Source organism: Streptomyces venezuelae, assembly GCF_008642315.1.
GTDB classification, from domain to species: domain Bacteria; phylum Actinomycetota; class Actinomycetes; order Streptomycetales; family Streptomycetaceae; genus Streptomyces; species Streptomyces venezuelae_D.
In genome coordinates this window covers 8,713,853-8,740,401 of record NZ_CP029192.1, presented here as the reverse complement: position 1 = coordinate 8,740,401, position 26,549 = coordinate 8,713,853, and the positions used below count along the sequence as shown (strand labels likewise).

Genomic DNA, 26,549 nt, shown 5'->3' with positions numbered 1-26,549 from the left:
GCTGATTCCGAGCCACTTCCACTCGCGTGTGGCGTGTGCTGCATGGCCGTTTCGATGGCCTGGGCTACCGGTGCGGTGATCCACCAGTGGGCGGTGGGCAGGTCGGGATCGAGCTTGCGTTTGACCGACTTCACTGCCGGGGTGCCGAAGTACTCGGTGATGCCATCTTTGGTCATCTCGCGGCTCTCGCAGCTGGCCACGCCCGCACGCATCATCGCCAGCACAGCGACCAAGACATAGCAGGCATTGCACAGGGGCAGACACTCGACCGCGAGTTCGCGGTGCTGGAGACTGTCATGCCAGGGGCCGCAGCTGTCGTCCGGCCTGGTCACCTCGCGCAGTCCGTCGATCAGACTGGTGCGGATGCGGCCTTCGACTCGAACCCGACCAGAAAGGTCAACAGCTGCCAGTTCACCGCCAGTTTCCCCGTGAGCTGGTGCACGGGCAGTTGCCGGAACAGCGAGCGAGAGGAAACCCCACACCGCTGGAAGATCCCCGCCACCAACTCCGGGACGGATGCCGCCGAGCTGAAGAAACAGCTGGCGGACTAACCCTGCTGACCGCGCCCGTGCCTGAGCAGCAGCCAAATGCTCGCGGGCCTGCACATGCGCACAGTGCCAGAGCGCCCGTTACCGCGCACGGTAAAGACAACAGACAGCCACGCCCTGAAGTCGAGCAGCCCGTGAAGAAGGCTGTGCGGCACGCTGGCGAGGGGCGGCGTTGTAACCCGCTGAAGCCGCTCCCCCCAGGCTCGCACGAGCGGTTTGGGGTTACCAGTCGGTGAGGTTCACGACGTGGGTGCAGTGTGGATCGGAGTCATCATCTGTCCAGTACTGCTCCTCGTCGAGCAGCGACGGCAGGGAGGCAAGCAAGGCGGTGGTGGCATTTGCCGGGCGCACGTCGACGGCGATGGCACCGGGAGCCTCAGCGGTGGTGAGGTAGAGACGTAGTCGGTCCTCGTCCAGGAAGCAGAATCCGCGCAGCAGGGGCCTTGGCTTCTCGTCCGTGTAGGGCTGGGCGAAACAGCGCAGGATCCCAAGGGCGCGGTCATCCATGGTGGAGGCGGTTTCCTCGAGGGCTGTGGGATCCACGCGGACGAGGAGCATCCCCATTACCTGGCTGATGCGGTCACTCGAGTAGATGCCGGTCTCGGTGACGAGGGTTCGCAGAAGTGCCGTGATGTCCTGCGCAGTGGCCGATTCGTTGCCCCAACGTAGAGGGATCTCATAGGCGATCAAATCACCCGGAGCGTAGGCACTCGCTTCGCCCATGACCACGCGAACCACCGCAGGCGGCGCGGGTAGGGGTAGGACGCCCCGGATGAAGTGTGTGCCGGTTACTGGCGCGTGGACATGATGGAACAGCAGACGAGTGATGTCCGCCTGCTGCTCCGCGATTTCGTCGTGCATAAACGTCATTGGTTCACCCAGTTGTGTATCTCCTCCGACACAGACGACTACATCCCGGAAGCGAAGTGGCTCAAGGGTGCTGTCGAGGCCGGGCCGTTGATGCTGTTCAACGACAAGGTACGTCGGAAGGGGAAAGACGCTCTCGGTCGGTTCATCAGTGTCAACGGCTTCAGCTCGGGTGCTCGGTCGGCCTTCAACGAGCGGACGGCCTTCCTCACGGTCGACGGGCGTCTTCAATGACCGGGTGCGGCTTGACGAGCGCAGGCTCTGAACTCGCCGTGCAGCACCGCACGCTAGAGCAGCAACACACGCGGCGGGACATAGACATCCACGGTGGCGAGGGCCAGGCATCGCCCACGCACGGCACCTCAGCCCGACCAGTGCCGCCCGGGTTGCGGCACACCATTCGAGGAATAAGGGGTCGACCGAGCACTTGAACGAGGCCCCTTGATCGAGCGCCGGGCAGGACTTGCACCAGAATGCGTCGTGAAAGGGCCATCCCCGCAGACGCGGGGGCACGGATCGCATTGGACGCGTGGGACACCGCGCCCGGGACCATCCGGCGGGCGCGGGGAGCACCCGCACGGGCCCGCAGGTCGCACGCGTGCCCGGGGACCATCCCCGCGGATGCGGGGAGCACACGGTGATGCCGCCGGCTGAAGCCGGCCTCGGGAAACATCGGTACAGCGGATAACGCTAAGCCGGTGACCTTGGTCAGGCCGGAGTTCCGAGAGTGGTGACACGGTTCTCGTACTCGCAGCGGGCCTTGCGCTGTGCCGGGACCGCCGGGGTGCCCTGAGCGCCGTCGAGGGGCTGGCAGCGGGCAAGGAACTGGCGGTGGACGGCCGGGGTGGTGCTGACACGCAGGGTGTAACCCTGGCCGCGCCGTACGGTGACGCCCTGGTCGAGCGCGGCGCGTTCGGCGGGCTCCAGCTCGGCGGCGCGCAGGAAGTCGGCGACCTTGCCCGGCATGTCGAGGGTGACCGGCAGCTCCGAGGCAGGGACGTTTTCCTGGCTGTCAGTGGTGTACTCGGGCAGGAGGTCGGCGACGGCGGTACGGATCGCGCCGCGGCTGACGTCGTGTTCGCGGGCGAGGGTGGCGATCGAGCGGCCTTCCAGGTAAGCGATACGCACGTCGTCGGTCTTGTCGGTTGGCGCTGCCGGGGGGCGTCCGCCCTTGCTGCCCTTGGCCTCGGCGGCCCGCAGCCCGTCGTACGTCAGCTCCCGCTGGAGTTCGCCGGCGGCGGCGAGGGTCTGCACCATGAACTTCACGGTGGACAGCAGCTCGCCGGTGCGGGGGTGGCGAGCGGTGAGGTCCATCGCGGAGAACGCGCCGTCGTGGATGCGGAGGGCGAGGCGGTCGCGGTGGAGGACGTCGAGGATGTGCCCGGTGCCGCGCGCACCAGGCGGAACATCTCGGAGATGTGCACGGTGTCACCCGGCCGTGCGTAGGTGAGCAGTTCGCGGAACTTCGGGCGCTGGAGCGGGTGCAGGCGGCTGGAGGTGCCGCCGTCCTCCTCAAAGACGACCGGGTCCTCGATCCCGGCCTCGTCCAGGACGAGGTTCTGCCGGGCGGTGGACTGCTGGTCGGTCGAGACCCGCTTGTAGACCAGGTTCGCCACTGAAGGGTCCCTTCCGTACGGAGGATCGGACCCTAATTCCTTGCTAAGCACTCCGGGGGTGCCGGGTGGGATCAACGGCGTGTTCGAGCCGTGAGGTCCGTTACGTCTGTTCCGAGCTGGGTTCGTGAAGCCTCTGGTTAGAGCGTGCGGGCGGGCCTCGTGCTGGCTGTGGTGGCGGGCGCGTGGGCGTCGGGCGGATGCCTGGTGCGGGCCTGGCCTTGATGCCTCGGGCTAGAACGGTGGCGCCCGGCGTCCTCGCGGCCGTCGCCATCAGGCGGGATGTTGGCGGCCGTCGGTTCCGGGCGGATGCCCGATCGGACCCTGGTCTGACACCTCCAGATAGAGCGGTGGCGTCCGGGGCCGTCGAGCGTCAATACCCGCCTCCTTGATCCCTCGTTGGTGTTGGTGGGGCGAGCCCACTGCACGGTGACCTCTCGTTACGCCCGAGCGCTTTGAGCTCTCACATAGACCGAGGCCCGTGCGATGCGCTGGTGCCACGGTCAACAGCTAGTGAGGCGTCGGTCCGGCCCTGGTGGTTGAGGCCTTGAATTAGGGAGCTGCGTGGCCCGCATGCGCTCGTGACCAGCGCAAACATCACCACACGAAAAGAGAGCACAGTGATCTACTGCGGAATCGACTGGGCGGAGAAGACCCACGCTGTCGCCTTGGTCGACGACAGTGGCCAGTTACTGGCCAAACGGAACATAACGGATGACTCGACCGGCTACAAGATCCTGCTGGACCTGCTCGGCGAGTACGGCGACACCCGGGAGAACCCGATCCTGGTCGCCATCGAGACCTCCCGCGGCCTGCTCGTCGCAGTGCTGCGAACCGGTAAACGGCAGGTCTTCGCGATCAACCCGATGGCTGCCGCCCGCTATCGCGACCGCCACAGCGTCTCCCGCAAGAAGTCCGACCCCGGCGACGCCCTCGTCCTGGCGAACATCCTGCGCACCGACATGCACGCCCACCGGGCACTGCCCGACGACAGCGACCTTGCCCGCGCCCAGCAGGACTCATTGTGGAATCGGCAGCAGCTCGCCAACCAGCTCCGGTCACTCTTGCGCGAGTACTACCCGGCAGCCCTGGACGCCTTCGCCAAATGGCCTAATGGGCTGCCGGCCCGAGGCCCGCGAGCTCCTTAAGATCGCGGCTACCCCCGCCAAAGCCGCCCGATTGACCCGCGGCCAGATCACTGCCGCCCTCAAGCGGGCCGGGCGCAAGCGCGGCACCGCACGGAAGATGGGTCATATATGCGAACCAGCACAGCGGGCCCGCGCACAGGCAGCCCCGGCGCGGAGCCGACGTGTGGGGAGCGCGCCGTTGCCCTCTCGACCGGACAGCGTGACTCAACCCCGGCCAGGGAGGCACCCCTTGATCTCGTCGAGAGACCCTAGGTCAGCCGCTCGATCGCCTTCAGCACATGCCCAGCACCGTCCTCGGCGGCCATAGTGCAGGCGAGGCGTCCAGCGGAGCGCGCGTACGTCTCGTCACGGACCGCGCGGCCCAGCGCATCCGCAAGGCGGGGCGCGGTCAGGTCCTTGAAGGGGATGGGGACTGTTGCCGTACCGAGAGCGGCGAGACGGGCTGCCCAGAAGGGCTGGTCCGCCGTGACCGGGACGGGGACAGCCGGGACGCCCGCGCGCAGCGCCGCCGCAGAAGTGCCCGCGCCCGCGTGGTGCACCACGGCAGCCATCTCGGGGAAGAGCAGGGCGTGCGGGACCTCACCGACCGTCAGGATGTCGTCGCCGGATGCCGAGAGCCCCGCCCGTCCCGTCTGCAGCACACCACGCAACCCGGCCGCGCGCAGAGCCGACACCGCGATCTCGCTCAGCCGTGCGCCTTCCCCGCCCGCCATGCTCCCGAAGCCGATGAAGACCGGGGGCGGCCCAGCCCGCAGAAAGGCGTCGAGTTCCGGCGGCAGTGCGGTCTGCCGGTCGTGGTGCGGCCACCAGTTGCCGACGACGTCCAGGCCGGCGCGCCAGTCCGCGGGCCGGGGCACCACGGCCGGACTGAACCCGTGCAGTACCGGCCAGTCCGCCCGCTCCTGTCGGGCGCGGACCGCGCCCGGCGCGGCCGCGGGCAGCAAGAGGCGGGCGCGCAGGTCGCGCACTGCGTCGGCGTACACGCGGTCGACCATGCGCAGCGAGAAGCTCCCCAGAGCACGGTTGCCGAGGCCTCCGAGCGAGCGCGTGCCGCCGACCACGGGCGGGAAGGCCCGGGTGGGGTGTGCCGGTTGGAGATAGGCCCCCAGTGTGGGGATGCGCATCGCCTCGGCCAGCTGCCAGCCCAGCGGCGCGGTGGTCGTGGAGAGCACCAGTAGGTCGGCGCCCCGCACGGCCGCGTCGACGAGTCCGCCTCCGAGCTCGCGGACGAAGTCTGCCGCGGCTCGCATCAGCTCCTTGCGGCCGTTGGCACTCCGCTGGGCCTGCGTGTCGGCCGGCAGCTCGCGGAATCTCAGGCCTGCGGCCTCAACGAGCGGTGCGAAGGTGTGGTGGGTGGCGAGCGCGACGTCGTATCCGGCCTCGCGGAGGCGGCTGCCGAGGCCGGTGTACGGGGCGACATCGCCGTACGAGCCGGCTGCGGCGATCAGGATCCGGGTCATCGGCTTCCTCCAGGACTGGGGGTGTCTCTGTTCGCCTCTCGTTCGGACCGGTTCTTCGCGTTGGCGTGGACGGCGGTACGCAGATACGCGGCTAGTCCTGGGCGCTGCTGGGGTGGCGGCACGAGCAGGGCGAAGGCCCGCGGGTCGTCCGCGAAGTCATCCGCGATGCGCTGATGCATCGCGGGCGGGCAAGGTGTGAACCACCGGGCGATGTGCTGGCGATGGGCTTCCGCCAAGTCCTGGACCCGCCCACTGGATGCGGGCTCCCCGGCGGCGAAGGCTGCCAGCAGTTCCTCACGCCATCGCGCGGCCTCGGCCATGAGCTGGGCCCAGTCCTCCTTGGAGTGCCGGGCTGCGCTTGCCATGGCCGTCCGATGGCCCGTGCTGTCCCGCCACTTCAACCCGGCCTCGGTGGCGTAGCTCAGGTCAAAGGTGATCTCGCCGAACACCTCGAACCGTTCCTCGGGGCTGAGGTGCACCCCGGTCTGCTGCACTTCCATGGCCCGTTCGGCCACCTCCACGAGCCGCTCCAGTTTGCCGATCTGCTCGCGCAGCGACCGGCGCCTCGCCTTGAGCTGGGCGAGGGCGTTGGCCTGCGGGTCGGCCAGGATTTCGGCGATCTCATCGAGAGCGAAGCCGAGTTCGCGGTAGAAGAGGATCTGCTGAATCCGGGCCAGATCGGCGTCGCCGTAGAGGCGGTAGCCGCCGGGGCTGCGCTCGCCGGGCGTGAGGAGCCCGGCACGGTCGTAGTGGTGCAGGGTGCGGACGGTAATGCCGGCGAAGCCGGCGACCTGACCGACGGTGTAACTCATGGACCTCGCCTTTCGTCGACGGTCAGCCTGCAGCCTGACGTGACGTGAGGGTCAATCCTGGACCTTCCCTCCTCCTTAAGTCCCACCGGGTGCGCGGCGGCCCGACCTGACCAGCCGGGCGCGTCCAGCCGGGAACCCCGGTGAGGGGTGTCTGCGAGCGCGGGCGCCGCTCCCTCGCACGGCGATAGCCGGGCCCAGGACTTGCTGCAAGCATGGCCTGCCGAGCCAGAAAGGTGAGCAATGCTCGGCGGGCCCCGAGACCGACCGCTTCGTGTGTGTGCCGGGGCTTCGGGACACGGTTTTCGCGAGCCGGTCCCTGCGGGTCGCACGGCAGAGTGGTTCTGGGTTCACCCCTGTCGGGGTGCTGGGCCGCTGGTGGGCCGAACGGGCCGTTCATAGCGTTGTGTTCATGACGGATGACACGATCGAGAAACGACAAGGTGCTACCCGGCGGACGGCGCTGCGAGGGCTGGGACTCGCAGTGGGGGCGTAGCGTTGGCCACCGGGCTCGGAACGTCATCGGCCGCGGCTGTCCCGCGTCGCGGGCCCACTACTTACGTTCTGGTGCACGGTACCCACAGCGCCGGCGCGTTCTGGATGCCGGTTGCCCGGGAACTGGTGCTGCGCGGCCACCGCGTTGTCATGGTGGACCAGCCGTGGCACGGCGCGGAGGCCTTCGTGGCTGAGTCGTACCAGCGGCAGGACCTCACCGCGATGGCGGTCGAGCCCTCCCCGCTGAAGGACCTCGGGCTGGACGACTACCAGGCGCGCGTCACGGGCATCGTGCGGCAGGCCGCACACAACGGCCCGGTGGTGCTGGTCGGGCACAGCCTGGGTGGCGTATCGGTTAGCCGGGTCGGCGACGCCGTTCCGCACCTGCTGCACCACATCTGCTACATGGCCGCCTTCTGTCCCAGCCGCGTCCTGCCCACGGCGGACGCCTGCACGGCGGCACCCGAGAACGCGAACGCCGTCAGCCCAGTGGAGCTGACGGTGGGTGATCCGGACCGGCTCGGGGTCTTGCGGCTGAACTTCCGTACGAGGGCCAGCGGTGAGTTGGCCCTCCTGAAGGAGATGATCTGCGCGGACTACCCTGACGCCGACTTCCGCCGGATACTGGCCGGCATGCAGACCGACGAGCCCGTCGCGGCCTATGCGGGCCGAGCGGTCGGCCGGGCCGGCAGTTGGGGACGCATTCCCCGCACGTACCTACGTTTCGGCAGGGACCGTACGATCGCCACCGCGCTCCAGGACCGAATGATCGCGGAAGCCGACGCCTCCACGCCCGGCAACAGCTTCCGCGTGCACGATTTCCCCGGGGCGTCACACGTCGGCCCTCTGGACCCTGCCCCGGTTGCGCACGTCCTGGACTCACTCGCAGGGTAGGGGGTGGTGGACGCTGAGTTCTCGTGCCAGTGGCTCCATCACCTCGAGCATGGATTTCGGCTCCTGCTACACGTCTCTCTCCTTGTGGACCCGGCGAAGGCCGCACTGCCCAGGTGATGTTCGTACACGGACTCCCCGTGCGAAGGGGGTACAGGGAGGAGCAGGTCGCCGGAGGGTCGACATCGCGCCTCGCCATGCCCTGGAGAGGTGTCGGCGCGTGGTCGACGCCGCGGCTCAGCCTGTGGACGTCTCCTCGCACGTCTCCTGATACGGGAGGTCCGGCAGGTGCCGGCGCCATTCCGCTCGAGAGAGACCGTCCGTGACCCGGTCACAGAGGGTCGCCGCCGCCTGTCCCGGAGCGAGGTCGTAGGTTCGCGGTTGCGTGTGCTCCCCCGCGACCCGGAGCCGGCTGCCGTCCGCGCTGAACGCGAGGGCCCGCACTGTGTCGCCGGCGGTGAGCAGCGGTCCCCCGATCCGTTGGCGGGTGGCGGTGTCGAAGAGGCGTACGACGCCGTCCTCGAACCCCACGGCGAGCGTGCCGCCATCGGATGAGAAGGCAAGGGCCGACACGAATCGGTCCGCCGCTCCGGCGGAGAGAACGCCGACCTGCTGTTCCAGGTCGCCGTTCCACAGCACGGTGCGTCCGGAAGCGTCTCCGGTGGCCAGGTATCTCCCGTCCGGGCTGAATGTAAGGGCTGCGGTACTCCCGGGGGAATGCGCCCCGGACAGCTTCCGCCTTGCGGGCAGGGCGACCGCCTGGCCGCTCGATGTGACAAGCAGACGCCCGTCGGGGCGGAGTGCGAGGGTGCCGTTGACTCCGGGCAGGGTGGTGACGGGTGTGTGGCGGCGTAGGTCCCAGATGTGTGTCGCGCCGACGAAGGGAGCCTGGGCGATGATCAGTGACGCGTCACGTGGGCCGAACGCGAGGGAGGCGAGCCAGTTCCCTCCCCCGGTGAAAGCTTCCTTCAGCCGAGGGGAGGCTGTAACACGCCGCCGAGCGACATCCCACAAAGAGACGTGCAGAAGCGGGTGGGCGGTGGGCCGCTGCTCGCTGACGCCGTAGGCGAGCGTCCTGCCGTCGCTGCTGAAGGCCATCAGCGCCAGGCAACGGGGCGCGGACGTCTTCCGCTCGGCCCGGCACGGCATCTCCGGGAGTTCCACGGTCCGCCCCGGCTCACGCGCGTCACCGATCCGGAAGCGGACACGGCCCGCCGCTTCCATGTTCCTGGACGTCACCAGGGTCCGTCCGTCCGGACTGAAACGGGCCTCCGCGTCGTCGTCACGCCAGTCGTCGGTAAAGGCGTCTCCTACATCGAGGGTCCGTACGACCGATCCCCAGGCGCCCCGCGTCCCGCTGACGTAACGGATCCAGCCCTCCTCGGCGTCGACCCTCAGGTCGCTGACCGCCTCGGCGGGCAGGACATGACGGAAGACAGGCATGTGCGGCATGTCCGTCCGCCAGAGCAGGATCTCGTCGTTGCCGGCCGTCGCGAGGAAAGCCCCGTCCTCGCTGAAGGCGAGGGTCTGCACCGCGTCCGCGCGGAATGCGGCCACCTCTTCCCCGGAGCGAATGTCCCACACCCGTACGTCCTTGTCCGAAACGACCGCCAGACGACTGCCGTCAGGCGTGAAGAAGACCCGCTCGTTCTGGCACTGGTGCTGTGAGATGCGCGGTGCCCATGGCGCGGCGAGCATCCGCCGCTTCGCGACGTCCCACAGTTGCAACCGTCTGCCCGGCACGCACAGGGCGAGCAGCCGGTCGTCGTCTGCGACGGTCGCTTCCGGGTAGCCCCGTGCGTCGGACGTGCCCCGCCGGTCCTTGAGCTGAAGGATCTGTTGAGCGTCGGACAAGCCCGTCGTAACCGCGCCCGGCGCGGTCGCCCGGCGCGGCGCCCGCACGTCGAGCATGACGCGCCGTCGCTCCACGTCCCACAACCGGATCCGGTACGAGGAGCGGAGAGCGTCATAGACGACGAGACTGCGCCCGCTCGGCCCCATTTCGACACCCGCTCCGGCGGGGCCAAGGACAGCGCCCTTCCGCTCTCCCGTGGCCAGGTCGAATGGGACCACCGTGCCGCCCGGGTCCACGAACAGGGGCAGCCACCGCGCGTCGGCCCGCATCGTCCCGACCAACTGCAGGCGTTTGCCCAGTCCCGGCAGCGAGGCCGTTCTTCGGTGCGTCCCCACGTTCCACCGCACAATCTTCTTGGCCCCGACGCTGACGAGGGTGCGGCCATCGGCGCTGAGGTGGCGCATCGTGTCGGCGTCGTGGTCCGGGTCGACGAATGCCTCCCTCTCCGGCTGCGCCACGGCGCTGAGCAATGCGGAGCGGGTCTCGGGCAGGTCAGCGATATGCCAGGCGGCGAGGCTCAGCCTCATCGCGGTACCCGGGTCGGACGTTCTGAGGCTGTCGGCGACCCCGACGATGCGGCGGGCCTCGGCTTCGACACGGCGCCGCTCGCCGACCTGACTCTCCTGTCGGGCGACCAAAGCGGCGACGAGGCCAAGGACGAGGACGACGGCCAGGACCGCAGTACCGGCGCGACGGCGACGGCGCTCGCGCCCCCGCGTAGCCAGGCCTGCGGAAAGGAACTCCCGCTCCAGCGGCGTCAGGTCACCCGGCCCGTCCAGTCCGCCGCAGTGCTGTTCGGCCATGGAGAGGCGGACACCCCGGTAGAGCGAACCGGCATCGCGGCCGAGGGCCCGCCAGGTGGCCGCGGCCTCGGTGAGGTGGCGCTGAGCCCTGATCCGGTCACGGTCCTCGTCGATCCAGGTGCGCAGCCGGGGCCATGCCGTCAGGACGGCCTCGTGGGCCAGGTCGACGGTGCTGTTGTCGAGGGTGACGAGGCGGGCGCGAGCCAGGCGCTCGAGGACCACGCCCGCGTCGCCCGCGGATCCTGGGCCCAGCGCAGTGACCTCGGCGCGGTCGGCCGGACGGCGCGTGTCCTGGCTGCCCTCGCCGGGACTGACCAGACGCAGCAGAATCCGGCGGGCCGTCTCGGCCTCGTCGGTGGAGAGGCACGCGTAGAGGCTTTCCGCGGTGCGGGCGATCGCGCCGCGCACGCCGCCGGCGGCTTCGTAGGCCCTCTCGGCAAGGACCCGGCCGCTGCGGCGACGCCATGTCTCCAACAGGGCGTGGGACATCAGGGGCAGCCCGCCCGGCTCGTCGCCGACCTCGTCGATGATCCGGGCTGTCAGGCCGCGTTCCACCACCAGGCCACCTAGGGCGGCGGGCTTGACGATGGCCTCCCGCAGTTCGTTCCTTCCCATGGGGGTAACCAGCAGCGTGGCGCCCTGGGCGGCCCGCGCGAGGGAGGGGTGCTGAGCGAGATGGCCGAAGAAGTCGCCGCGGATGGCGAGGACGAGACACAGGCCGTACCGGGGCTCGGCAGCCTCCCCCACCCTGTCGAGGAACCGCGCGCGCTCGGCCCGGTCAGTGCAGAGCGTGAAAACCTCCTCCAGCTGGTCCACGACGATCAGGGTGCCTGAAGGCGTGGTGCGGGGGTCGAGCACTTTCGCGTGGGTGCGGTCCGGGTGCGGTCCCGGAGTGAGCACCCGGATAGCAGCGGGCCGCGTCCCGTTCGCTTCCGCGTGCTGTAGTTGGGCGATCAACCCGGCACGCAGCAGGGATGACTTACCGCACCCGGAGGGGCCGGTCACGACCGTCAGAGACGCCTCTCGGACCATCTCCATGAGTTGGCCGAGTAGTTGGTCTCGGCCGAAGAACCTTCCCCCGTCGTCGACACCGAGGCGCGACAGTCCCGGATACGGCGGCTCGGCGTCCGCGTCGTCGGCGCGGGCCGCCTCGGCCGCGTCCCGCGCCGCCTCGTGCCACCGGCCTTCCCACCACGCACGGTCGCCACCGCAGGCCGCCACATACGCCAGTGCCACCGCCAACGAAGGCAGTCGGTCTCCGGCCGCCGCCTGCGCCAGCGTCGCGGTCGAGTAGTGAGCCTTGACCGCCATGGCCCGGTAGGTAAGACCACCGGCCTCCCGGCGCAACTTGCGCAACTCGTCGGCGAAACGTGCAACGGGCCCATCGGCCGCGTCCAGTGGTCGTTCTCGACGCCCCATGACACCCCCGTCGGCGCGAATGACTACCACTCGTACGCTACGCATCCCTACGAGGGCCGGCCAACCGGCGCCACGGGGCGGCAAAGGCCCGCAGTCGCGCCACGGAATTGTCTGCGGTGGTGGAAGGGACCTGCCAGACAATCGGCCGACCGCGAAAGCTGAGGTCACGGCGGGGCCCGGAGCACACCGACACCAGCCCCGGCGTCCGGTGCACGGGCCGCTTCTCGACCCCCGCGCCGGGGAACTTCGCCCCGCGCAACGACCAGGGGGCATCCGATCCGACGGGGGGAGCACCACCATGCGACGCACAGCCGCCGCGCTCGGCGCCGGCACAGCCACCGTCCTGTGCGCACTGGCCGCGTGCACGGCGCCCGCCGCCGAGCCTGCACACCGGCCGACCTCGCCCCCACGGCTCACCGACGCCCAACTGGCCCGGATCGAAAGGGCTGAGGGGCTGTTGATTCAGCGGTGCATGGCCAGGAAGGGCTTCCAGTACACTCCCGTGCCGCCTTCCGTCGCCCAACCCACCCGCGGTTCCGGCTTCGTCCTCGACGACATCGCGTGGGCCCGTGCGCACGGCTACGGAAGCCGCGGACTGCACGAGCCGCGCGGCGGGAAGCGGCAGGACCCCGACCGCGGGTACTTAAGATCGCTCTCTGCCGCCCATCGTGCACGCTACTCGGCGACACTGTCCGGTACCGCCTCCGAGGGGGTCCTGACCGCCGAACTACCCACCGGCGGCACGCTCGCCACGGCCCGCGGGGGCTGCCGCGCCCGAGCGGAGGAGGAGCTCTACGGCGACCGCGCGACGTGGTTCCGCGTCAGCTCCACCGCCATGAACCTCACACCTCTCTGGGTACCGAAACTCGTCGAGGACACGCGGTTCAAGAAGGCACTCGGCGCCTGGTCGGCCTGTATGCGCGACAAGGGGCACCGCTACGCCGACCCATCAGAGATCCGCGCCGCGCTGCCCGCCTTGGCCAAGGGGCTGGGCAAGAACAAGGCCCGCGCCATCGAGATCGCGCTCGCGGTCGCCGAGGCCACCTGTGCCCGCGACTCCGCGCTCGCCGACCGCGCACGGGCCCTCAAACGCACCTACTTCGCTCCTGTGCGCGCGAAGTACCGCGAGGAGCTCGCTCTCCACGACCGTCTGGAGGCGGCCGCACTGACCCGTGCCGATGCTCTCATTCCGCGGAGCTGACCGGCCCGAAAACCGCCGCGGTAACCGAGCCGCGGACGAGCACATCCGAATAGGAACGAAGGAGACGAACATGCGCAAGACAACCACCGCTGCCGTTCTGTGTGTTGCGGCGATCGCTATGCCGGTACCCGCGACCGCCGCACAGGCGGCTCCCTCTGCCGACGTGCGCATCTTGGCCGACTGCTCCCCCCACGGGAGCGATGGCAAGGTGTACGCCTGGCTGCACTCGAACTGCTCGGGCACCCTCCTCGGCTCGGACGTCGGCAATGACGCGAACTGGGGCGACGCCTCGGGTCAGTTCCGAGGCAGTGACGACAACAACGCCACGTCGGTAGCGAACAACGGCCACGTCGGCGGCAAGGACGTGGTCGCGTTCTACCGGCTGACCGGTGGCGGAGACGCCTGGGCCGGCGGCTTCCTCTGCGCGGGGCCCGGTGTCGCCCTGACAGACCTGCACGGCTACGCCTTCACCTCTGGCCACAACGCGAACGACAGGATCTCGTCGCATCAGTGGGTATACCCCGCCGATTGCGCCCGCGACGCCTTCATCGACAGCTGACGACGGCCTCGACGGCCCGCCGGGACCCTGTGGTCCCGGCGGGTAGCGGGCCGGTCAGTCCCCATTTCCTCCAGGACCGTGACGACGTGGCCGAACCGCAGGCCCAGGGCCCGCAGCGGGGGTGGAGGGGCAGACCGGTTGGGACTACCGGTACCACCTGTCCACCGCGCCCGGCACGAAGCTGGGCGGGTACCCCGGCTGGGGGCAGGACCCGCAGCCCGCGGTCTGCACGCGGTGCGATGGGCCGATGGAGCACCTGCTGACGTTCGAGAGCGACGAGGGCGACGCCGAGCCCTCGCGGGCCTGGACTCCTGTTGAGGACCGCGCGGTGCGCCTCGAACACGGGGGGATGATGTTCGGTGACATGGGCGGGGTCTGCCTCTTCGAGTGCCTCACCTGCCCGGACCGGCCGCACACGCACCACGTCGACTGCGTGTAGCCCCGACCGGGGCGGGCCCGGTCGGGGCTGTGCGCGGTCGGGGCTGTGCGCGGTCGACGCGGGAGGTGTCAGGCAGCGGCGGGCGTGGCCTGCTGGGTGAGGCGGGCGACGACCTCGGTAAGGGCGGTGACCACCTCAGTGTCGTCCGCCGGGTGGATCTCGGCGAAGCGGGTCAGGGATGCGGGGATGGACAGCTTGACGTCCTCCACGACCACGCCGCCCGCGATGCCCGCGGCCTTGCGTGCGTCGTCCTGCGCCCACACACCGCCGTACTGACCGAAAGCGGTGCCCACGACGGCGACCGGCTTGCCGGAGATTGCGCCGGCGCCGTACGGGCGGGACAGCCAGTCGATCGCGTTCTTGAGCACGGCGGGCATGGTGCCGTTGTACTCCGGCGAGAAGAGGAGGAAGGCGTCGGCGCTTCCTGCGGCCTCGCGCAGACGGGTCGCGGCAGCCGGGACGCCGCCCTCGACGTCGACGTCCTCGTTGTAGAAGGGCACGTCCGCAAGACCTTCGAACAGCTCGACGTCCACACCTGCGGGCGCGTGCTTGGCGGCGGCCTCGGCGAGCTGGCGATTGTGCGAGCCGGCGCGGAGGCTGCCGACGAGGGCGACGATGCGTACAGACATGGCGGAACTCCTGAAAAGTGGGGGCGGGACTCTCAGATACGGATAACGACGCAATCGGACCGGGGTCCGTTTAAAGTTGTACCACCAATCCGGACCGCGGTCCACTTAGCGGCTCGGGGCGCTACGCTGGATTCATGACCGGCTCCGTTCTCCCTCCCCTCCCCTCGCCCGACAGACCGGGCGGGTCGATCGAGCTCGCCCTCACCCCGGTGGGCGAGCCGCCGTCGCTCAGGGCCGATGCGGCGCGCAACCGCACGCGGCTCCTGGAGGCCGCCTCACAACTGATGGCGGGATGCGGCGCCGCGCAACTGACCATGGACGCGGTGGCCACGGCGGCAGGCGTCGGCAAAGGGACCGTCTTCCGGCGCTTCGGCGACCGCACCGGGCTCCTGGTCGCCCTGCTCGACCACCGCGAGGAGCAGCTCCAGGCCGCGTTCCTCTCAGGACCCGCCCCGCTGGGCCCCGACGCCCCGGCCCTGGAGCGGCTGCACGCGTTCGGGCCCGCCCTGATCCGCCACGAGCGCGACCACCACGAACTGCTGCTGTCCTCACGGACCGACCCGCTGCGCACCTACGCGGTCCCGGCGCACCGGCTGCGGCTCACGCACGTCACGATGCTGCTGCGCCAGGCGGGCGTCGCGGGCGACGCGGAACTCCTCGCGCACACCCTGCTCGGGTCGGTCGACGGCGTCCTCGTGCATCACCTCACCGTCGAACGCGGCATGCCGCTGGACCGCCTGGACGCCGCGTGGCACGACCTCGTCACGCGCCTGACGACGCCAGCGTCCTCACCCGCCTGATTCCACCGCCCCGTAGAGGGCGTGCGGCGCGCCCGTCGCCAGGGCCCAGTAGCGGTCTCCGTACGACCAGTGCCACCACTCGGTGGGGTAGTTGACCAGGCCCGCCTCCCGCAGGACCGTTCCGAGTATGTCCCGGTTGCGACGGGCCTCGGCGGAGATGGTGTCGGCCTCGGTGTAGCAGGCGCCCTCGCTCTCCTCGGGGTCCGCGTTCATCCGGGTGCCGAGGTCGAGTTCGTGACCGTCGGCCTCGGCGAGGGTGAGATCGACGGCGGAGCCCGCGCTGTGCGGTGCGATGTCCGGCGGGGAGACATAGCGGCTCGCCGCCGCGTGCAGGCGCTCGGCGGGCCAGCCGGGATGCAGGGCCCTGAGCTGACCCGCGTACTCCTCGAAGTAACGGCGCTGCAGCCACGGCGGCCGGTAGCCCTCGACGAACAACAGGCGCAGTCCGTCGGGCAGCAGCGTCTGGGCGTGCACAAGGCGGATCAGGACGCCTTCGCGCAGCCGGGCGAAGGCGTCCTCGGGGTCCTGGGCGCGCGTATCGACCAGGAGCATGCTCTCGTGGCGTACGTCCACCAGGCGCTCCCCGCACTCCCGGACCGGTACGGCGGCCACCTTCGGGTCGGACATCAACGTGATCTCGCTCAGGTTCATGCAGTGATCATCGTCTACACGCCGATCGCGCCGTCGATCCGCTCGCGGAGCAGGTCGGCGTGGCCGTTGTGCCGGGCGTACTCCTCGATCACATGGATGAGCACCCAGCGCAGTGCGACCGCTCCGCGCCATCCGTCGTCGCCCTCGACGTCGAGGGCGGGTGCCTCGGCGGTCAGCCGGTCGGCGAACGCCACCTCGGCACGCCAGGCATCCCACGCGGCGGCGGTGACGGCCGGATCGGGGACGGCGCCGTCGAAGTCCTGGTCAGGGTGTTCGTCGGAGCCGCAGAGGAGCGGCGCTTCCTCTCCTGCGAGCACACGCCGGAACCAGCGGCGCTCCACGTCGGCGAGGTGCCGGACGAGACCTAGGCCCCAGTCCACGATCCTGCGGTTGCTGACCGAGAGGCACAACGACCTTGGTCAACGAGCGGACCCGCATCACCAACCGACTTCAAAAGCGTTGTGGACGCCGGGTCCACGATCGGCGAGGGCGCGCACTTCGAGCTCCGTGCAGAGTTGAAGAGCGAGCGCGCAGCGGGGGCGCGGTATTTCGGTGCGACTTCGCCACCTTGGGACGGCAGGCACTCCCAGCGGGCACCGCAGAGACTGGTCGAACCGCTTGACGGCGGAGGCCGGTTCGGCGGGCGCCAGATGTCGCAGGACCTGTCGCGAGGGGCTTTGTCCGAAAGCTGTTGTGCGAGAGGGTATGAGAACAAGAATCAGGGGCACACCGGATGCGGTCCGGTGGGGCCATGGCCCCTCAGAACAACTCATGCATGAGAGCCGCCGGACTCCCCCCGGCGCCGGACTCCTTTCACTGAAGTCCGCGTCATTCATCACCTGACGCGGCTGGGGTCGCCTGGATAGTCCGGCAGGGCGATGGTGCTGCTGACCCTCTCCCCCAGCTTGAGCATGACGTTCAGGAATAGGGGGCGCGAGAGCAAGGTGTTGCGGAGGCGCAGGCCGGTGGCGGTGGCAGGGGCCAGGAACTTGCCGGTGCGCTCTCCGCCTGCCTGACAGCCCTCCGCGTACTTGCGGAGCCTGCTCTCGTATCGGGTGAAGGCCCTCCGGTGCTCGCCTCGGGCTTGCGCCAGCTCGCCGGCCAGCACGTAGGCGGCGACCATGGCGGTTCCCGTGCCCATGCCGCCGATGGTGGCCCCGCAGGCGGCATCGCCGACGAGGCACACCCGCCCTTTGGACCAGGTGTCCACGTCGGCCCGACTGATCGAATCGAAGTACAGATCGGGGGCCTGATCGAGAGAGGCGAGCAGGTGGGGCACCTCCCAGCCGAGGCCGCAGAGGGCGTCGGTTATCAACTTCTTCTGTTGTTCGGGGTCGTGCCTGTCGTACGACAACTCGGGTGCGGCGAAGACGAAGAATGCTCCCGCCTGCGCCGGGTCCCGGTGGTCGGCACCGGCGGAGGCGAGCCGCCCCGGCGCGTTGTAACCGACTGAGCCCTTCGCGAGCCCCGGGTAGCTGTCTCTGGGGAGCTGCCATGTGGCGGCGTAGTAGCCGAGATGGCTGACGTAGTCCTGCTCCGGACCGAAGGCGAGGCGGCGGACGTTGGAGTGCAGCCCGTCCGCCCCGATCACGAGGTCGAAGTCGCGTGAAGCGCCGCTTTGGAACTCGACCCGCACGCCGGACGCGGTCTCGGCAAGTCCGGTGATCGAGTCGCCGAAGATGTACTCGGCGTGGGGGACGCTGTGCTCGTACAGCACCCGGGCCAGGTCTTCGCGGAGGACCTCTATCTCGCCGCCGGCAAACTCGGCGGGCAGGTGCAGCAGCGTTTCACCGGCTTCGTCGACAAAGCGCATCGGGCTACCACCGGTCTGGATGCGACGCAGTTCCGGCAGCAGGCCCATGCGTTCCAGCACGGTCAGGTGTGTCTCACCGCGGAAGTCGACGGCGTGACCGCCCGTGCGCAGGGCCGGGGCGAGTTCGACGACGGTGGGGTGGAAGCCGTGGCGACCCAGCCAGTAGGCCAGCGCGGGGCCGGCGATGCTCGCACCGGAGATGAGGACGTTCCTGTTCACGGTGTACCTCTCACTAAAACTGTGTCCAACGGACACTGATAATTACTGTGTACCATAGACACAGTTGAATTGCTTCGACAAGGCAGGACCGGAGGAGACTTGAGCGACCAGCACGCGGAGGCAGCGCGGCTGCTGTGGGGGCCGCACCCGAAGCCCGCGCGGGGCCCCAGGCCGACACTCGACCTGCCCCGCATTGCGCGGGCCGGCATCGAAATCGCTGACTCGGAGGGGTCCGCCGATGTCTCCATGCAGCGGGTTGCCGCACAACTGGGCGTCACCAAGATGGCGCTGTACCGGTACGTGCCGGGCAAGGCCGAGCTGGTCGCACTGATGGTCGACGCCGCGATCGGCCCCTACCCGACAGCAGAGAAGGCGCACGGTGGCTGGCGGGAGCAACTGGAGGACTGGGCCCGACAGTTGATCGCCGTCTTTTCCCAACACCCCTGGACGCTGGAGGCCACCCTCGGCTCGCGGGTGATGGGACCTGGGGAGTTGTCCTGGATGGAGCGCGCCGTCGCCGCACTGGACGGTACGGGGCTAAGCGGTGCCGAGCGGATGGACGCCGCCGTCCTTCTGGTCGGTCACGTACGCGGCATCACCCAGCAAGCCCGTGCAGCGGGCCCCGTGGGCAAACCCGAGGCCCAGCTCGGCGCCATCCTCGGCGACCTCATGCAGGCGCACGGTGAGCAATTTCCCGCGCTCGCCGGAGCCCTCGCCTCGGCAGCCCAATCCGAGGGGCAGGACCAGGCATGGGAATTCGGCCTCCAACGCATCCTGGACGGCTTGGCCGCCCTCATCGACCAGCGCGCCCAGTAACCGCCGTGCGGCCGATTCTCCTCATGACCGACGCGGGATTCATCACCACCGTCGCCGACGCCTCCGCCGTCCTCTACCGCGCCATGGTCCACCTCACCCGATCTCACGGCGACCACGGCAGCGAAGGCAACTGAGCCGCGAGCGCGTGCACGGCTTAACTGATCGTTTCAGAATGAGGTTCGAGAAGGCACCTGCGTTCCTGCCGGGGTTGTCAGCCGAGCTTGTCCAGGGCTTGCGGGATGCGCCGTTCGTGACAGGCGGTGCCAGGCCAGCGGCCCGCGTCACATGAGGCGCCCGCCAGCCGGACGCAATTGAGTTGGACACGGTGATCACGGCGGCCGTAGCCTCGACCCGTCCCAGCCTTCATACGTTCGAAGAGGTGTATTTGATGACGGTTCAGGTTCTCGCGGTCAGCTCCCGTCGGCCGCTCAACCCCGCCGTTGTGACCTCCACGAACCGAAGGAACCCCTGCCATGGATCTGCCGCGTAGCTTCACCATCCGCGAGAGCAGCCACCGCATCTGCAACCCGTTCACCAGCGACAAGCTCGCTCTCCTGGGCCAGGCCATCAGCCCTGCGCCGGGCACGCGCATGCTCGACCTCGCCTCCGGCAAGGGCGAGATGCTGTGCACCTGGGCCCGGGACCACGGTGTCTCCGGCACAGGGGTCGACATCAGCACCGTCTTCCTCGACGCCGCCCGTGAGCGAGCTGCGGAGCTGGGCGTTGCCGACCGGGTCGACTTCGTGCATGCGGATGCCTCGGGCCACGTCGCCGACGAGCCCGTCGGAATCGCCGCCTGCATTGGCGCGACCTGGATCGGTGCCGGCGTCGCCGGCACCGTCGAACTCCTGCGGCGCAGCCTCGCTCCCGGAGGCACGATGCTGATCGGTGAGCCGTACTGGCGCCGCGAACCGGAGGACCAGACGGTCGTCGAGGGCTGCCACATGGCCCGAAAGGACGACCTGCTCACCCTGCCGGAACTGCTCAAGCAGTTCGGGGACCTGGGCTGCGACGTCGTCGAGATGGTTCTCGCCGATCAGGACAGCTGGGACAGGTACGTCGCGGCTCAGTGGCTCAACATTCAGCGCTGGCTCGACGCCAATCCCGATGACGAGCTCGCCGATGAGATGCGCGCGGAACTGACCGCGGCACCGGTCCAGCACGCCAGGTATCAGCGTGAATACCTCGGGTGGGGCGTTTTCGTCCTGATGGACCGCTGACAAACCATTTGGTGTGAGCCCCGGCGCCACCTGCCGGGGCTCACCCTCGTGGAGCCATACTGGTCTTGCGCTCGCCGATCGTGGTCGGGAGGGTGTCCCGGTGCATACTGATTTTGTTCCGGACGACCTGTGGGAGCGGGTGGCCCCGCCGCTGCCGCCCGCTCCCGAACGACGACACCGGCATCCTGGACGGTGTCGTGTTCCGGACCGGGCAGGTCTCGTCGGCATCTTGTACGTCCTGCGGACCGGCGTTGCCTGGTGTGACGTCCCCGCCAGGACCGTGGGCTGCTCCGGAGTCACGGCCTGGCGCCGGCTGCGGGACTGGACCGGGGCCGGAATCCGGCCACGCCTGCATGCTGCCCTGCTCACCGAGCTGCGCCGCGCGAGTCTGCTGGACTTGGACGACTGCTCCGTGGACGGTTCTCACATCCGGGCCCTCAAAGGGGGGACCTCGTTGGGCCCTCACCCGTTGACCGTGCCCGCCCCGGCTCCAAGCACCATCTGATCGTCGACCGCCACGGAACTCCGCTTGCCGTCACGCTCACCGGCGGCAACCGTCATGACGTCACCCAGCTCCTGCCCCTGCTCGATGCCGTACCGTCGATCCGGGGACGGCGAGGACGCCCCCGCCCCAAACCCCGGCGCCTGTACGCCGACCGGGGCTACGACTTCGACAAGTAACGCCGCCTGCTGTGGAAGCGCGGGATCAAGCCGCTGATCGCGAGACGCGGCTTCGCCCACGGCTCCGGACTGAGCAAGGTGCGCTGGGGCGTCGAACGAGCCTTTACCTGGCTGCACCCGTTCAAATGGCTCCGCACCCGCTACGAACGACGCGCTGACCTCCACCAAGGTCTGCTTGAACTGGCCTGCAGCCTCATATGCCTCCGCCGCCTCCGAACCTCATTCTGAAACGATCAGTAAGGCTGGAGCGACCGCAACATAGTCGACGATCGCCGGTTTGGGTAACCGGGGATCCTCACTAATCCTTGGCCCCTGCGGCTCTGAACCCGTGGTCGCGGTAGAGCGCGCCCAGCATGTCTTGGGACGGCTCCCCCACGTCGCCGACCTTCTTGTAGAACTCGATGCGTACCCCGAGGATCACCTTGCCGCCGATCTTGGCATGCCACCGCGAGGGGTGTGGGCCATGCGGGAAACAACGGAGTCCGTCCGGGGCCGTCACCTCGGCCAGCCCTGCTGTCCCTGGGAGCCGTCGTGGCGCACGGTGCCGCCTTCCTCCGCTTTCTTCAGCTCTTCGTCCGCGTCGCGTTCCAATCAGCGCGACCATGCGACGGACAGTCACGTGAACTCGCTCGCGTTCAGCCGGGAATGATCGGCTGAAGGGGGACAGCACTCGGGCAAGTGCCGGTCTAGGTACTCGCGCCCCAAAGGCGAGCAGGTCGCGTTGGCCGCGCGGAGATTTGGTTCGGTGTACGTCGTCGTCCACCGAACGATTCGTTGGGGGCGGTCGCAGCGAAGTTCTTCTCCCCGTGCTGCCTCATGCCTGTTACTGCGGCGGCTGCTCGTTGTGGTCCCGGTCGCGGGTCTTCTTCCGGGAGAGCATCTTCACGCCCGGGCCGCCAAGGGCGATAAGCAGTCCCGCAGCGAGGTCACCGAGCACGTTGCCCAGGAGGCCGGTCAAGAAGTCGAGTACGGCGTTCGTAACCATGGTGTTCTCCCGTTTAGTTAGGGATCCGGCAGATGGACACCTAGCCTGGGGAGCGTTCTGATTGTCCGGCTGCTCATGGCGTGGAAGCCCAGGTGAGCGCAACGAGCGCTGGAGAATGGGCCGGACGGGGCCGGACAACTCCGGAGGGGGCGATGGGCAAGGCAGGGCGGAGCCGTGAGTTCCACGGCTCGGACGCGGAGCAGGCGCTGGCCAGATTCCTGGTCGACATCACCAAAAAGGCTGGCCTCGACACCGTCGCCAAGCTCGCGGAGCGCTTCCCTAGCGGTGGAAGCCGCTCGACATGGGCGGACTACCTCAACGGGAAGAAGCTCATTCCTCAGAGACTGCTGGGCGAAGTGCTCCAGGAGTTCCGGAATCAACAGGCCGACCACTGGAGCAACCAGCTCATCACCAGGGCCAACAGGCTCTGGAAGGACGCGGCGAACGGCTCTGCGCCGAGCGACGATGCCAGCACCGAGCTGCTCAGCCTCCACCGAAGGCTCAACCAGACACAGGACGCCCTGGTCAAGGCCCAGGCGGTCACGGTGGACAGCGAGCGGGTCATCCGTCTGCTGCTGCAGTTCTCGAGCCAGCAGGAAACGAGGATCGCGGCCCTCACCCGCGAGGTCAGCCACTTGCGGGACATTGAGCGTGCCAGATCCGCCCACCACCTGGATCAGGCCAAGTTTCGTCTTTCCCGTATCCAGACGGAGCTGGACCGTGCCAGGAGCGACCGCTATACCGCCGAGCAGGCCCAGACCGTGCTGCTCAGGGAGCGCCAAGAAGTCCTCAGAGAAATCGAGGCACTTCAGCGAAATGTCCCCGTCCAGGACGGACCCGGCGACGAGGCGTTGACGCCGGCGCTGTTTCCGGTCCCCGCGCACGGAAGCGCGCTGTCCGAGGAGGAGACGGACCGCGACGTCGACGATCGGCTCGACCTCGTGCACAACCGCAGCGAGCAGCGTGAGGAACTACTGTCCCAGGTTCTGCGACAGGCCGATATGACCTCCGGGGCGGCACAGAAGGGTCCCCGGACCGTTCCCGGAACCCTCATCAGCAAGGGCCCCCAGGAATCGGACGCCAGCCCGCTACCCGGCGCGACCCCGACCGACGCTGCCGCCGGATTGTCCAAGACAACCCACGACAACTCGACTACCGGCGAAAACTCCGCATCACCTCAGCGTCGCAAGTCCCGTCGTACGGCTGGCCTCGTGGCTGCCGCACTGCTCACTCCCCTCCTCGTCTGGGGGGGCGTACAGCGCCAGACCAGACTCCAGGCGCCCCGATGACCCCAGCGTGACGATCGGGATCGCGCAGGAACGGGCCGGCCGGTCCGCCGGTCAGCTGGGATCGGGGTACGAGAGGCGTGTCGGTGCCATGGCGGCCAAGGCACTCGGGAGGCAGCCGGGTTTCGTGCAGATGACCGCGGAGTCTCGAGAGGCCGCGCTCCAGCGGCGATCGGTCGAGTTCGTGATGCTCGCGATCACTCCATCTCGGATGAGAGGGTTCGACGTCGTCGGGCCGTACGTACGGGCCCCGTCTGCGCTGCTGACGCTGGCCGGCTCAGAACCCCTGACCAAGAAGTCCGATCTCGATGGCAAGGTCGTGTGCTCCCCCGACAGTTCCTTCAGCGAGGCGCTCGTGAAGACTTCTGGCGCAGAGCTCGAGAGGAGAGCTTCAGTTGGCGACTGTGTGAATGCCCTCCTGGACAAAGGAAGCGACGTCGCCGCTGTCCTCTCGGACGCCCTGACACTCTACGAATACGCCCGCGTGAACTCGAGGGTCACAGTCACCGGGCAGTCCGTCATACCGGGCTACGAGAATCACGGATTCGCCATGCTCAAGGGACAGCGGCAGAAGTGCGTTCTGATCAAAAAGTCGATCATGGACTACATCGACGACATGCAGTGGGCCGAGGACATCAGCGTCCTGCCGCAGGTCTTCCGTGAAGATGATTGGAAAAAATACCGACCGACTGACGAACAGATCAATGAGTTGTCCTGTCGCGAAACGCCGGGTCGCTAGCAGCCGCCTCAACTCCGAGTGCAGCGCACACCGTGGCTGGCGTACGCGGCGCTATACGCTCCCATCGGAGAGGAGCGCTACTGAAGCGACCGAAGCGACCCAACCGCAGACACTCACAACGGCACGACTGCGGTGCGGCGTTGTACCTGGGCGAGAGTCGCTTCAGTAGCTGAGGTGCTTCCAGCGCGCTGGGAACAGGAGGGGCCCACACCCCCGCGCCTTGCTCGATCAGCCCGGCAGCCCAGCGTCGGACTCACGGAGTGAGGTCCAGAACACGCACAGGCCTGTCTTCCCACTGCCGTGGGGCGGTGGTGGCGATGACGACGCCATGGGGCCGGTCGAGTGTGGGCTGGGCGGCGTGTTCGGCATGGGCGGCGGCCCAGGTCTGCTGCTGAGCCACTGCGAGCGCCGCGGGCAGGTCCAGGTCGAGGACCGTGATGCCGGGCAGCGCGGCGAGGTGCTCGGCGGTGCCGGGGCGCGCCCGGTCGGCTTCGACCGGGACGGGGCGTACAGGAACCAGCCCGTCTCGGCATGCGGGCGGTGGATCAGCCGCGAGGCCAGGACGTTGCCTGCACCGGCTGCGGCCATGGCCCACTCGTCCAGGACGACGTGCATGTCACCGGCTCGAGCAGAACACCGCGGCCGCCACCATCGCCACCGGCAACGGATCACCACACTCCCGGCACTATCGCCGGGCCGTCCCGCCAGCCCCCACAACCCAGATCATCCAGCCGTCTCTGCCTCACGGCCAGAGTTCGAAGACAACTACTCACGCTGAGCGTGGGGCGAACGGCGGGCCCCATGGCGTCTCCAGCGCCGCGCGCAGCGCATCGGCCTGCTCCCGGCCGATGCGCTCGGCGAGTTGCTGTTCCAGCCGTTCGAGGATGAGGCCGGCCTGGCGGTGCACACGCTCCCCTTCCCCGGTGCGCCGGATCAGCCGCTGCCGGCCGGAGGCTGGATCGGGGGTTTGCTCGAGCAGTCCGGCGGCGACCAGGCCGTGCACGGCCTGGTGCGCGGTCTGCCGAGTGACGCCCATGCGCCGGGCCAGCTCCGAGACGGTGGTGCCCTGGTCGTCCAGCGCGGCGAAGAGCTGTACCTGAGTTGGAGACACCGGCGCGGCTCCGTCTGCTTCCAGGGCCGCCAGCAGCCCGTCTTCGAACCAGCGCCGGGCGTCGCCGAGCAGTTGGGGGAGATTGCGGCGGGTGGGTTGCATCTGTTCCTCACCATGACGGGAAGCGGGGCCGGGTCGCCTGCACGGCTTGCTTGCCCGACCCCATCAATGTCAGGCTACCTGACGATTGTGGACGGGGCAGATCCGAGGAGAACACTCCATGACCATCGAGTACGCCACCCGCTACCGGCGGACCTCACGCATACCCGCGGAACCGGGCAAGCCCTACTTCATCGAGAAGGGCGAAGGGGACCGCGCTCACCTGTTCGGCGACCTCATCACCATCTACGCTGGCGGCGAGCAGACCGAGAACACCTTCAACTTCTTCACCGTCGAAGGCCCCAAAGGCGACATCATCCCGGCCCACCTGCACACCGACACTCACGAGGTCTTCTACATCACCGCAGGCGCCGTCCGGCTGTTCGTCGAGGACACCGAGGGCAACCAGCAGGAGAAGCTGCTCACCCCGGGAGACTTCGGTTTCGTGCCCAAGAACTGCCGGCACGCCTACCGCATGGAACGCCACCACAGCCAGGTCGTCGGCGTCGCCGCCGGACCCGGCGGCACCTTCGAGCGGTTCTTCGAAAACCTCGGCGCGCCCGCCGAGCAGCTCGGTCTGCCCGCCGAACCAGTCATCCCGGAACCGCACAAGTTCGCTGGCGTTCCTCAGCAGTACGACGTGCGCTTCCTTCCCGACCACCAATGGCGGACCCAGTGACGGCGTCCGGGCCCCGGTTCGGGAACTGAATCACCGCGCCCGACCGGGCTCTCTTCAAACTCAACTGCCCGATAACCTGGTTGGCCTTTCTCCGCGAGTATCCACGCCAGCGCCTCGGCACCCTGGCGTTCCACCTTGTGTGCCGAGCTTTCCATCGTCCGTGTGCGGAGGCGGGCTGCGAGGCCGTTGTCGAGGGTCTCGCCGATCGCTCGGACATCGCCGTAGCCGTGCAGATCATCGGCCAGCCGTTTTCCGAGCCCTTGGTGCAGTCGCTGCTTCGGCACAACGGCACGGGCGACGACGTCCTGCTGCCCTCGTACTGGCGACTCCTCAACACGCACATCATCGCCAGTGATTGGCAACTGGGCATGAGGATCCACCACGAGGTGTGTGAGGGCGCCGAGGAGGGTGATCCTGAGGACGACTTCGGGCCGTGGTGGCATTCCCACTGGATCCCCTTCGCCACAAGTGGCGGTGGTGACACTCTCATCGTCGATCAGCGCCCCAACCGCCGCCGCGGACGCATCGGGGAGGCCGACCACGAGCAGGGCACCCGCTTCCGCTCTCATCCCATGTGGTCATCACTGCCGGCGCTCATGGACGCCACGGCCACACCCCTGGAGACAGGACAAGCCGTAGATGGCTACCTGCCCGTAGCAGCTGACGAGACCGAACTGGACTGGGAGATCCTCTGAGAGCCCATCTCTGAACCTC

General features: G+C 68.8%; 25 protein-coding genes and 4 pseudogenes. 15 read left to right on the top strand and 14 right to left on the bottom strand.

Translation table 11 applies throughout. The features are described 5' to 3' along the window. Nucleotides 1-35: 35 nt before the first annotated feature. Entirely contained in the window at nucleotides 36-551 is a 516-nt protein-coding gene (locus DEJ48_RS38660; RefSeq protein ID WP_150220738.1) for a hypothetical protein, read from the top strand. A 219-nt stretch (nucleotides 552-770) separates the two neighbouring features. Here the strand turns inward: DEJ48_RS38660 and DEJ48_RS38655 are convergent, their stop codons facing one another. Then, nucleotides 771-1,277, bottom strand: a complete 507-nt coding sequence (locus DEJ48_RS38655; protein ID WP_150220737.1) for a hypothetical protein — start codon at nucleotides 1,275-1,277, stop codon at nucleotides 771-773. A 69-nt stretch (nucleotides 1,278-1,346) separates the two neighbouring features. Between DEJ48_RS38655 and DEJ48_RS38650 the strand changes: the two genes are divergently transcribed. Then, a complete protein-coding gene (locus DEJ48_RS38650; RefSeq protein ID WP_150220736.1) occupies nucleotides 1,347-1,649 on the top strand; it encodes a hypothetical protein in 303 nt (100 codons plus the stop codon). 474 nt (nucleotides 1,650-2,123) lie between these two features. Here the strand turns inward: DEJ48_RS38650 and DEJ48_RS38645 are convergent, their stop codons facing one another. Continuing rightward, complete coding sequence (locus DEJ48_RS38645) at nucleotides 2,124-2,729, bottom strand: hypothetical protein (protein ID WP_223832381.1); 606 nt, start codon at nucleotides 2,727-2,729, stop codon at nucleotides 2,124-2,126. After that, the gene (locus tag DEJ48_RS40655) at nucleotides 2,678-3,031 is read right to left on the bottom strand and encodes a recombinase family protein (protein WP_223832380.1); all 354 of its coding nucleotides are present in this window, start codon (nucleotides 3,029-3,031) and stop codon (nucleotides 2,678-2,680) included. Before DEJ48_RS40655 ends, DEJ48_RS38645 begins: the two co-directional genes overlap by 52 nt. Nucleotides 3,032-3,624: 593 nt before the next feature. Here DEJ48_RS40655 and DEJ48_RS38640 point away from each other — a divergent pair. Further along, nucleotides 3,625-4,258, top strand: a pseudogene (locus DEJ48_RS38640) (IS110 family transposase); the annotation flags it as partial. 166 nt (nucleotides 4,259-4,424) lie between these two features. On the opposite strand, the gene DEJ48_RS38635 reads toward DEJ48_RS38640, so the two are convergent. Both DEJ48_RS38635 and DEJ48_RS38630 read right to left on the bottom strand, forming a co-directional pair. After that, nucleotides 4,425-5,636, bottom strand: coding sequence for a glycosyltransferase (locus tag DEJ48_RS38635; protein ID WP_150220735.1), 1,212 nt, complete (start codon nucleotides 5,634-5,636; stop codon nucleotides 4,425-4,427). Continuing rightward, a complete protein-coding gene (locus DEJ48_RS38630; RefSeq protein WP_150220734.1) occupies nucleotides 5,633-6,448 on the bottom strand; it encodes a MerR family transcriptional regulator in 816 nt (271 codons plus the stop codon). Before DEJ48_RS38630 ends, DEJ48_RS38635 begins: the two co-directional genes overlap by 4 nt. Nucleotides 6,449-7,045: 597 nt before the next feature. Between DEJ48_RS38630 and DEJ48_RS38625 the strand changes: the two genes are divergently transcribed. Further along, the gene (locus DEJ48_RS38625; protein WP_263399494.1) at nucleotides 7,046-7,834 is read left to right on the top strand and encodes an alpha/beta fold hydrolase; all 789 of its coding nucleotides are present in this window, start codon (nucleotides 7,046-7,048) and stop codon (nucleotides 7,832-7,834) included. Between the two features lie 234 nt (nucleotides 7,835-8,068). Here DEJ48_RS38625 and DEJ48_RS38620 read toward each other — a convergent pair whose 3' ends face one another. Further along, nucleotides 8,069-11,800: a hypothetical protein gene (locus tag DEJ48_RS38620; RefSeq protein WP_223832378.1), complete on the bottom strand. Its 3,732-nt coding sequence runs from the start codon at nucleotides 11,798-11,800 to the stop codon at nucleotides 8,069-8,071. A gap of 406 nt (nucleotides 11,801-12,206) precedes the next feature. Here DEJ48_RS38620 and DEJ48_RS38615 point away from each other — a divergent pair, with 406 nt between their 5' ends. From DEJ48_RS38615 to DEJ48_RS38605, 3 genes are all read left to right on the top strand, one after another. Continuing rightward, nucleotides 12,207-13,109: a hypothetical protein gene (locus tag DEJ48_RS38615; protein ID WP_150220731.1), complete on the top strand. Its 903-nt coding sequence runs from the start codon at nucleotides 12,207-12,209 to the stop codon at nucleotides 13,107-13,109. Between the two features lie 70 nt (nucleotides 13,110-13,179). After that, nucleotides 13,180-13,668 (top strand): hypothetical protein, encoded by a 489-nt coding sequence (locus DEJ48_RS38610; protein ID WP_150220730.1) that lies wholly within the window; start codon nucleotides 13,180-13,182, stop codon nucleotides 13,666-13,668. Between the two features lie 121 nt (nucleotides 13,669-13,789). Then, nucleotides 13,790-14,107 (top strand): hypothetical protein, encoded by a 318-nt coding sequence (locus DEJ48_RS38605; protein WP_150220729.1) that lies wholly within the window; start codon nucleotides 13,790-13,792, stop codon nucleotides 14,105-14,107. Nucleotides 14,108-14,175: 68 nt separating this feature from the next. Here the strand turns inward: DEJ48_RS38605 and DEJ48_RS38600 are convergent, their stop codons facing one another. Then, on the bottom strand, nucleotides 14,176-14,736 hold the full coding sequence (locus DEJ48_RS38600; protein WP_150220728.1) for an NAD(P)H-dependent oxidoreductase: 561 nt from the start codon (nucleotides 14,734-14,736) through the stop codon (nucleotides 14,176-14,178). A gap of 134 nt (nucleotides 14,737-14,870) precedes the next feature. Here DEJ48_RS38600 and DEJ48_RS38595 point away from each other — a divergent pair, with 134 nt between their 5' ends. Further along, entirely contained in the window at nucleotides 14,871-15,536 is a 666-nt protein-coding gene (locus tag DEJ48_RS38595) for a TetR/AcrR family transcriptional regulator (RefSeq protein WP_150220727.1), read from the top strand. Here DEJ48_RS38595 and DEJ48_RS38590 read toward each other — a convergent pair. The 3 genes and pseudogenes from DEJ48_RS38590 to DEJ48_RS38580 all read right to left on the bottom strand — a co-directional run bounded on the left by DEJ48_RS38590 (nucleotide 15,525) and on the right by DEJ48_RS38580 (nucleotide 18,219). Further along, the gene (locus tag DEJ48_RS38590; RefSeq protein WP_150221657.1) at nucleotides 15,525-16,181 is read right to left on the bottom strand and encodes a M15 family metallopeptidase; all 657 of its coding nucleotides are present in this window, start codon (nucleotides 16,179-16,181) and stop codon (nucleotides 15,525-15,527) included. The two genes, DEJ48_RS38595 and DEJ48_RS38590, sit on opposite strands and share 12 nt — an antisense overlap. 20 nt (nucleotides 16,182-16,201) lie before the next feature. Then, a pseudogene (locus DEJ48_RS38585) lies at nucleotides 16,202-16,555 on the bottom strand (DUF664 domain-containing protein); the annotation flags it as partial. A gap of 467 nt (nucleotides 16,556-17,022) precedes the next feature. Then, nucleotides 17,023-18,219 carry an FAD-dependent monooxygenase gene (locus DEJ48_RS38580; RefSeq protein ID WP_150220725.1) on the bottom strand — a complete coding sequence of 399 codons (1,197 nt, stop codon included), beginning with the start codon at nucleotides 18,217-18,219 and terminating at the stop codon, nucleotides 17,023-17,025. Nucleotides 18,220-18,318: 99 nt separating this feature from the next. Here DEJ48_RS38580 and DEJ48_RS38575 point away from each other — a divergent pair, with 99 nt between their 5' ends. The 3 genes and pseudogenes from DEJ48_RS38575 (at nucleotide 18,319) to DEJ48_RS38565 (ending at nucleotide 21,164) form a co-directional block, all read left to right on the top strand. Then, on the top strand, nucleotides 18,319-19,035 hold the full coding sequence (locus DEJ48_RS38575) for a TetR/AcrR family transcriptional regulator (protein WP_150220724.1): 717 nt from the start codon (nucleotides 18,319-18,321) through the stop codon (nucleotides 19,033-19,035). Between the two features lie 473 nt (nucleotides 19,036-19,508). Continuing rightward, a complete protein-coding gene (locus DEJ48_RS38570) occupies nucleotides 19,509-20,255 on the top strand; it encodes an SAM-dependent methyltransferase (protein ID WP_150220723.1) in 747 nt (248 codons plus the stop codon). 100 nt (nucleotides 20,256-20,355) lie between these two features. Then, a pseudogene (locus DEJ48_RS38565) lies at nucleotides 20,356-21,164 on the top strand (IS5 family transposase). Between the two features lie 70 nt (nucleotides 21,165-21,234). Here the strand turns inward: DEJ48_RS38565 and DEJ48_RS40865 are convergent. Together DEJ48_RS40865 and DEJ48_RS39995 are read right to left on the bottom strand one after the other, a co-directional pair. Further along, complete coding sequence (locus DEJ48_RS40865) at nucleotides 21,235-21,357, bottom strand: hypothetical protein (protein WP_263399474.1); 123 nt, start codon at nucleotides 21,355-21,357, stop codon at nucleotides 21,235-21,237. A 402-nt stretch (nucleotides 21,358-21,759) separates the two neighbouring features. Beyond that, entirely contained in the window at nucleotides 21,760-21,921 is a 162-nt protein-coding gene (locus DEJ48_RS39995) for a hypothetical protein (protein ID WP_190537856.1), read from the bottom strand. A 152-nt stretch (nucleotides 21,922-22,073) separates the two neighbouring features. Here DEJ48_RS39995 and DEJ48_RS38560 point away from each other — a divergent pair, with 152 nt between their 5' ends. Beyond that, complete coding sequence (locus DEJ48_RS38560; protein ID WP_150220722.1) at nucleotides 22,074-23,210, top strand: hypothetical protein; 1,137 nt, start codon at nucleotides 22,074-22,076, stop codon at nucleotides 23,208-23,210. Between the two features lie 7 nt (nucleotides 23,211-23,217). Further along, nucleotides 23,218-23,946: a transporter substrate-binding domain-containing protein gene (locus tag DEJ48_RS38555; protein ID WP_150220721.1), complete on the top strand. Its 729-nt coding sequence runs from the start codon at nucleotides 23,218-23,220 to the stop codon at nucleotides 23,944-23,946. A 253-nt stretch (nucleotides 23,947-24,199) separates the two neighbouring features. Here the strand turns inward: DEJ48_RS38555 and DEJ48_RS38550 are convergent. Both DEJ48_RS38550 and DEJ48_RS38545 read right to left on the bottom strand, forming a co-directional pair. Then, nucleotides 24,200-24,561: pseudogene (locus DEJ48_RS38550) on the bottom strand (hypothetical protein). 154 nt (nucleotides 24,562-24,715) lie between these two features. Then, a complete protein-coding gene (locus DEJ48_RS38545) occupies nucleotides 24,716-25,159 on the bottom strand; it encodes a MarR family winged helix-turn-helix transcriptional regulator (protein WP_150220720.1) in 444 nt (147 codons plus the stop codon). Between the two features lie 118 nt (nucleotides 25,160-25,277). On the opposite strand from DEJ48_RS38545, the gene DEJ48_RS38540 reads away from it, so the two are divergent. Both DEJ48_RS38540 and DEJ48_RS38535 read left to right on the top strand, forming a co-directional pair. Continuing rightward, a complete protein-coding gene (locus DEJ48_RS38540; protein WP_150220719.1) occupies nucleotides 25,278-25,835 on the top strand; it encodes a quercetin 2,3-dioxygenase in 558 nt (185 codons plus the stop codon). A gap of 80 nt (nucleotides 25,836-25,915) precedes the next feature. Continuing rightward, nucleotides 25,916-26,530 carry an SMI1/KNR4 family protein gene (locus DEJ48_RS38535; protein WP_223832377.1) on the top strand — a complete coding sequence of 205 codons (615 nt, stop codon included), beginning with the start codon at nucleotides 25,916-25,918 and terminating at the stop codon, nucleotides 26,528-26,530. The last annotated feature ends 19 nt before the right edge of the window (nucleotides 26,531-26,549 follow it).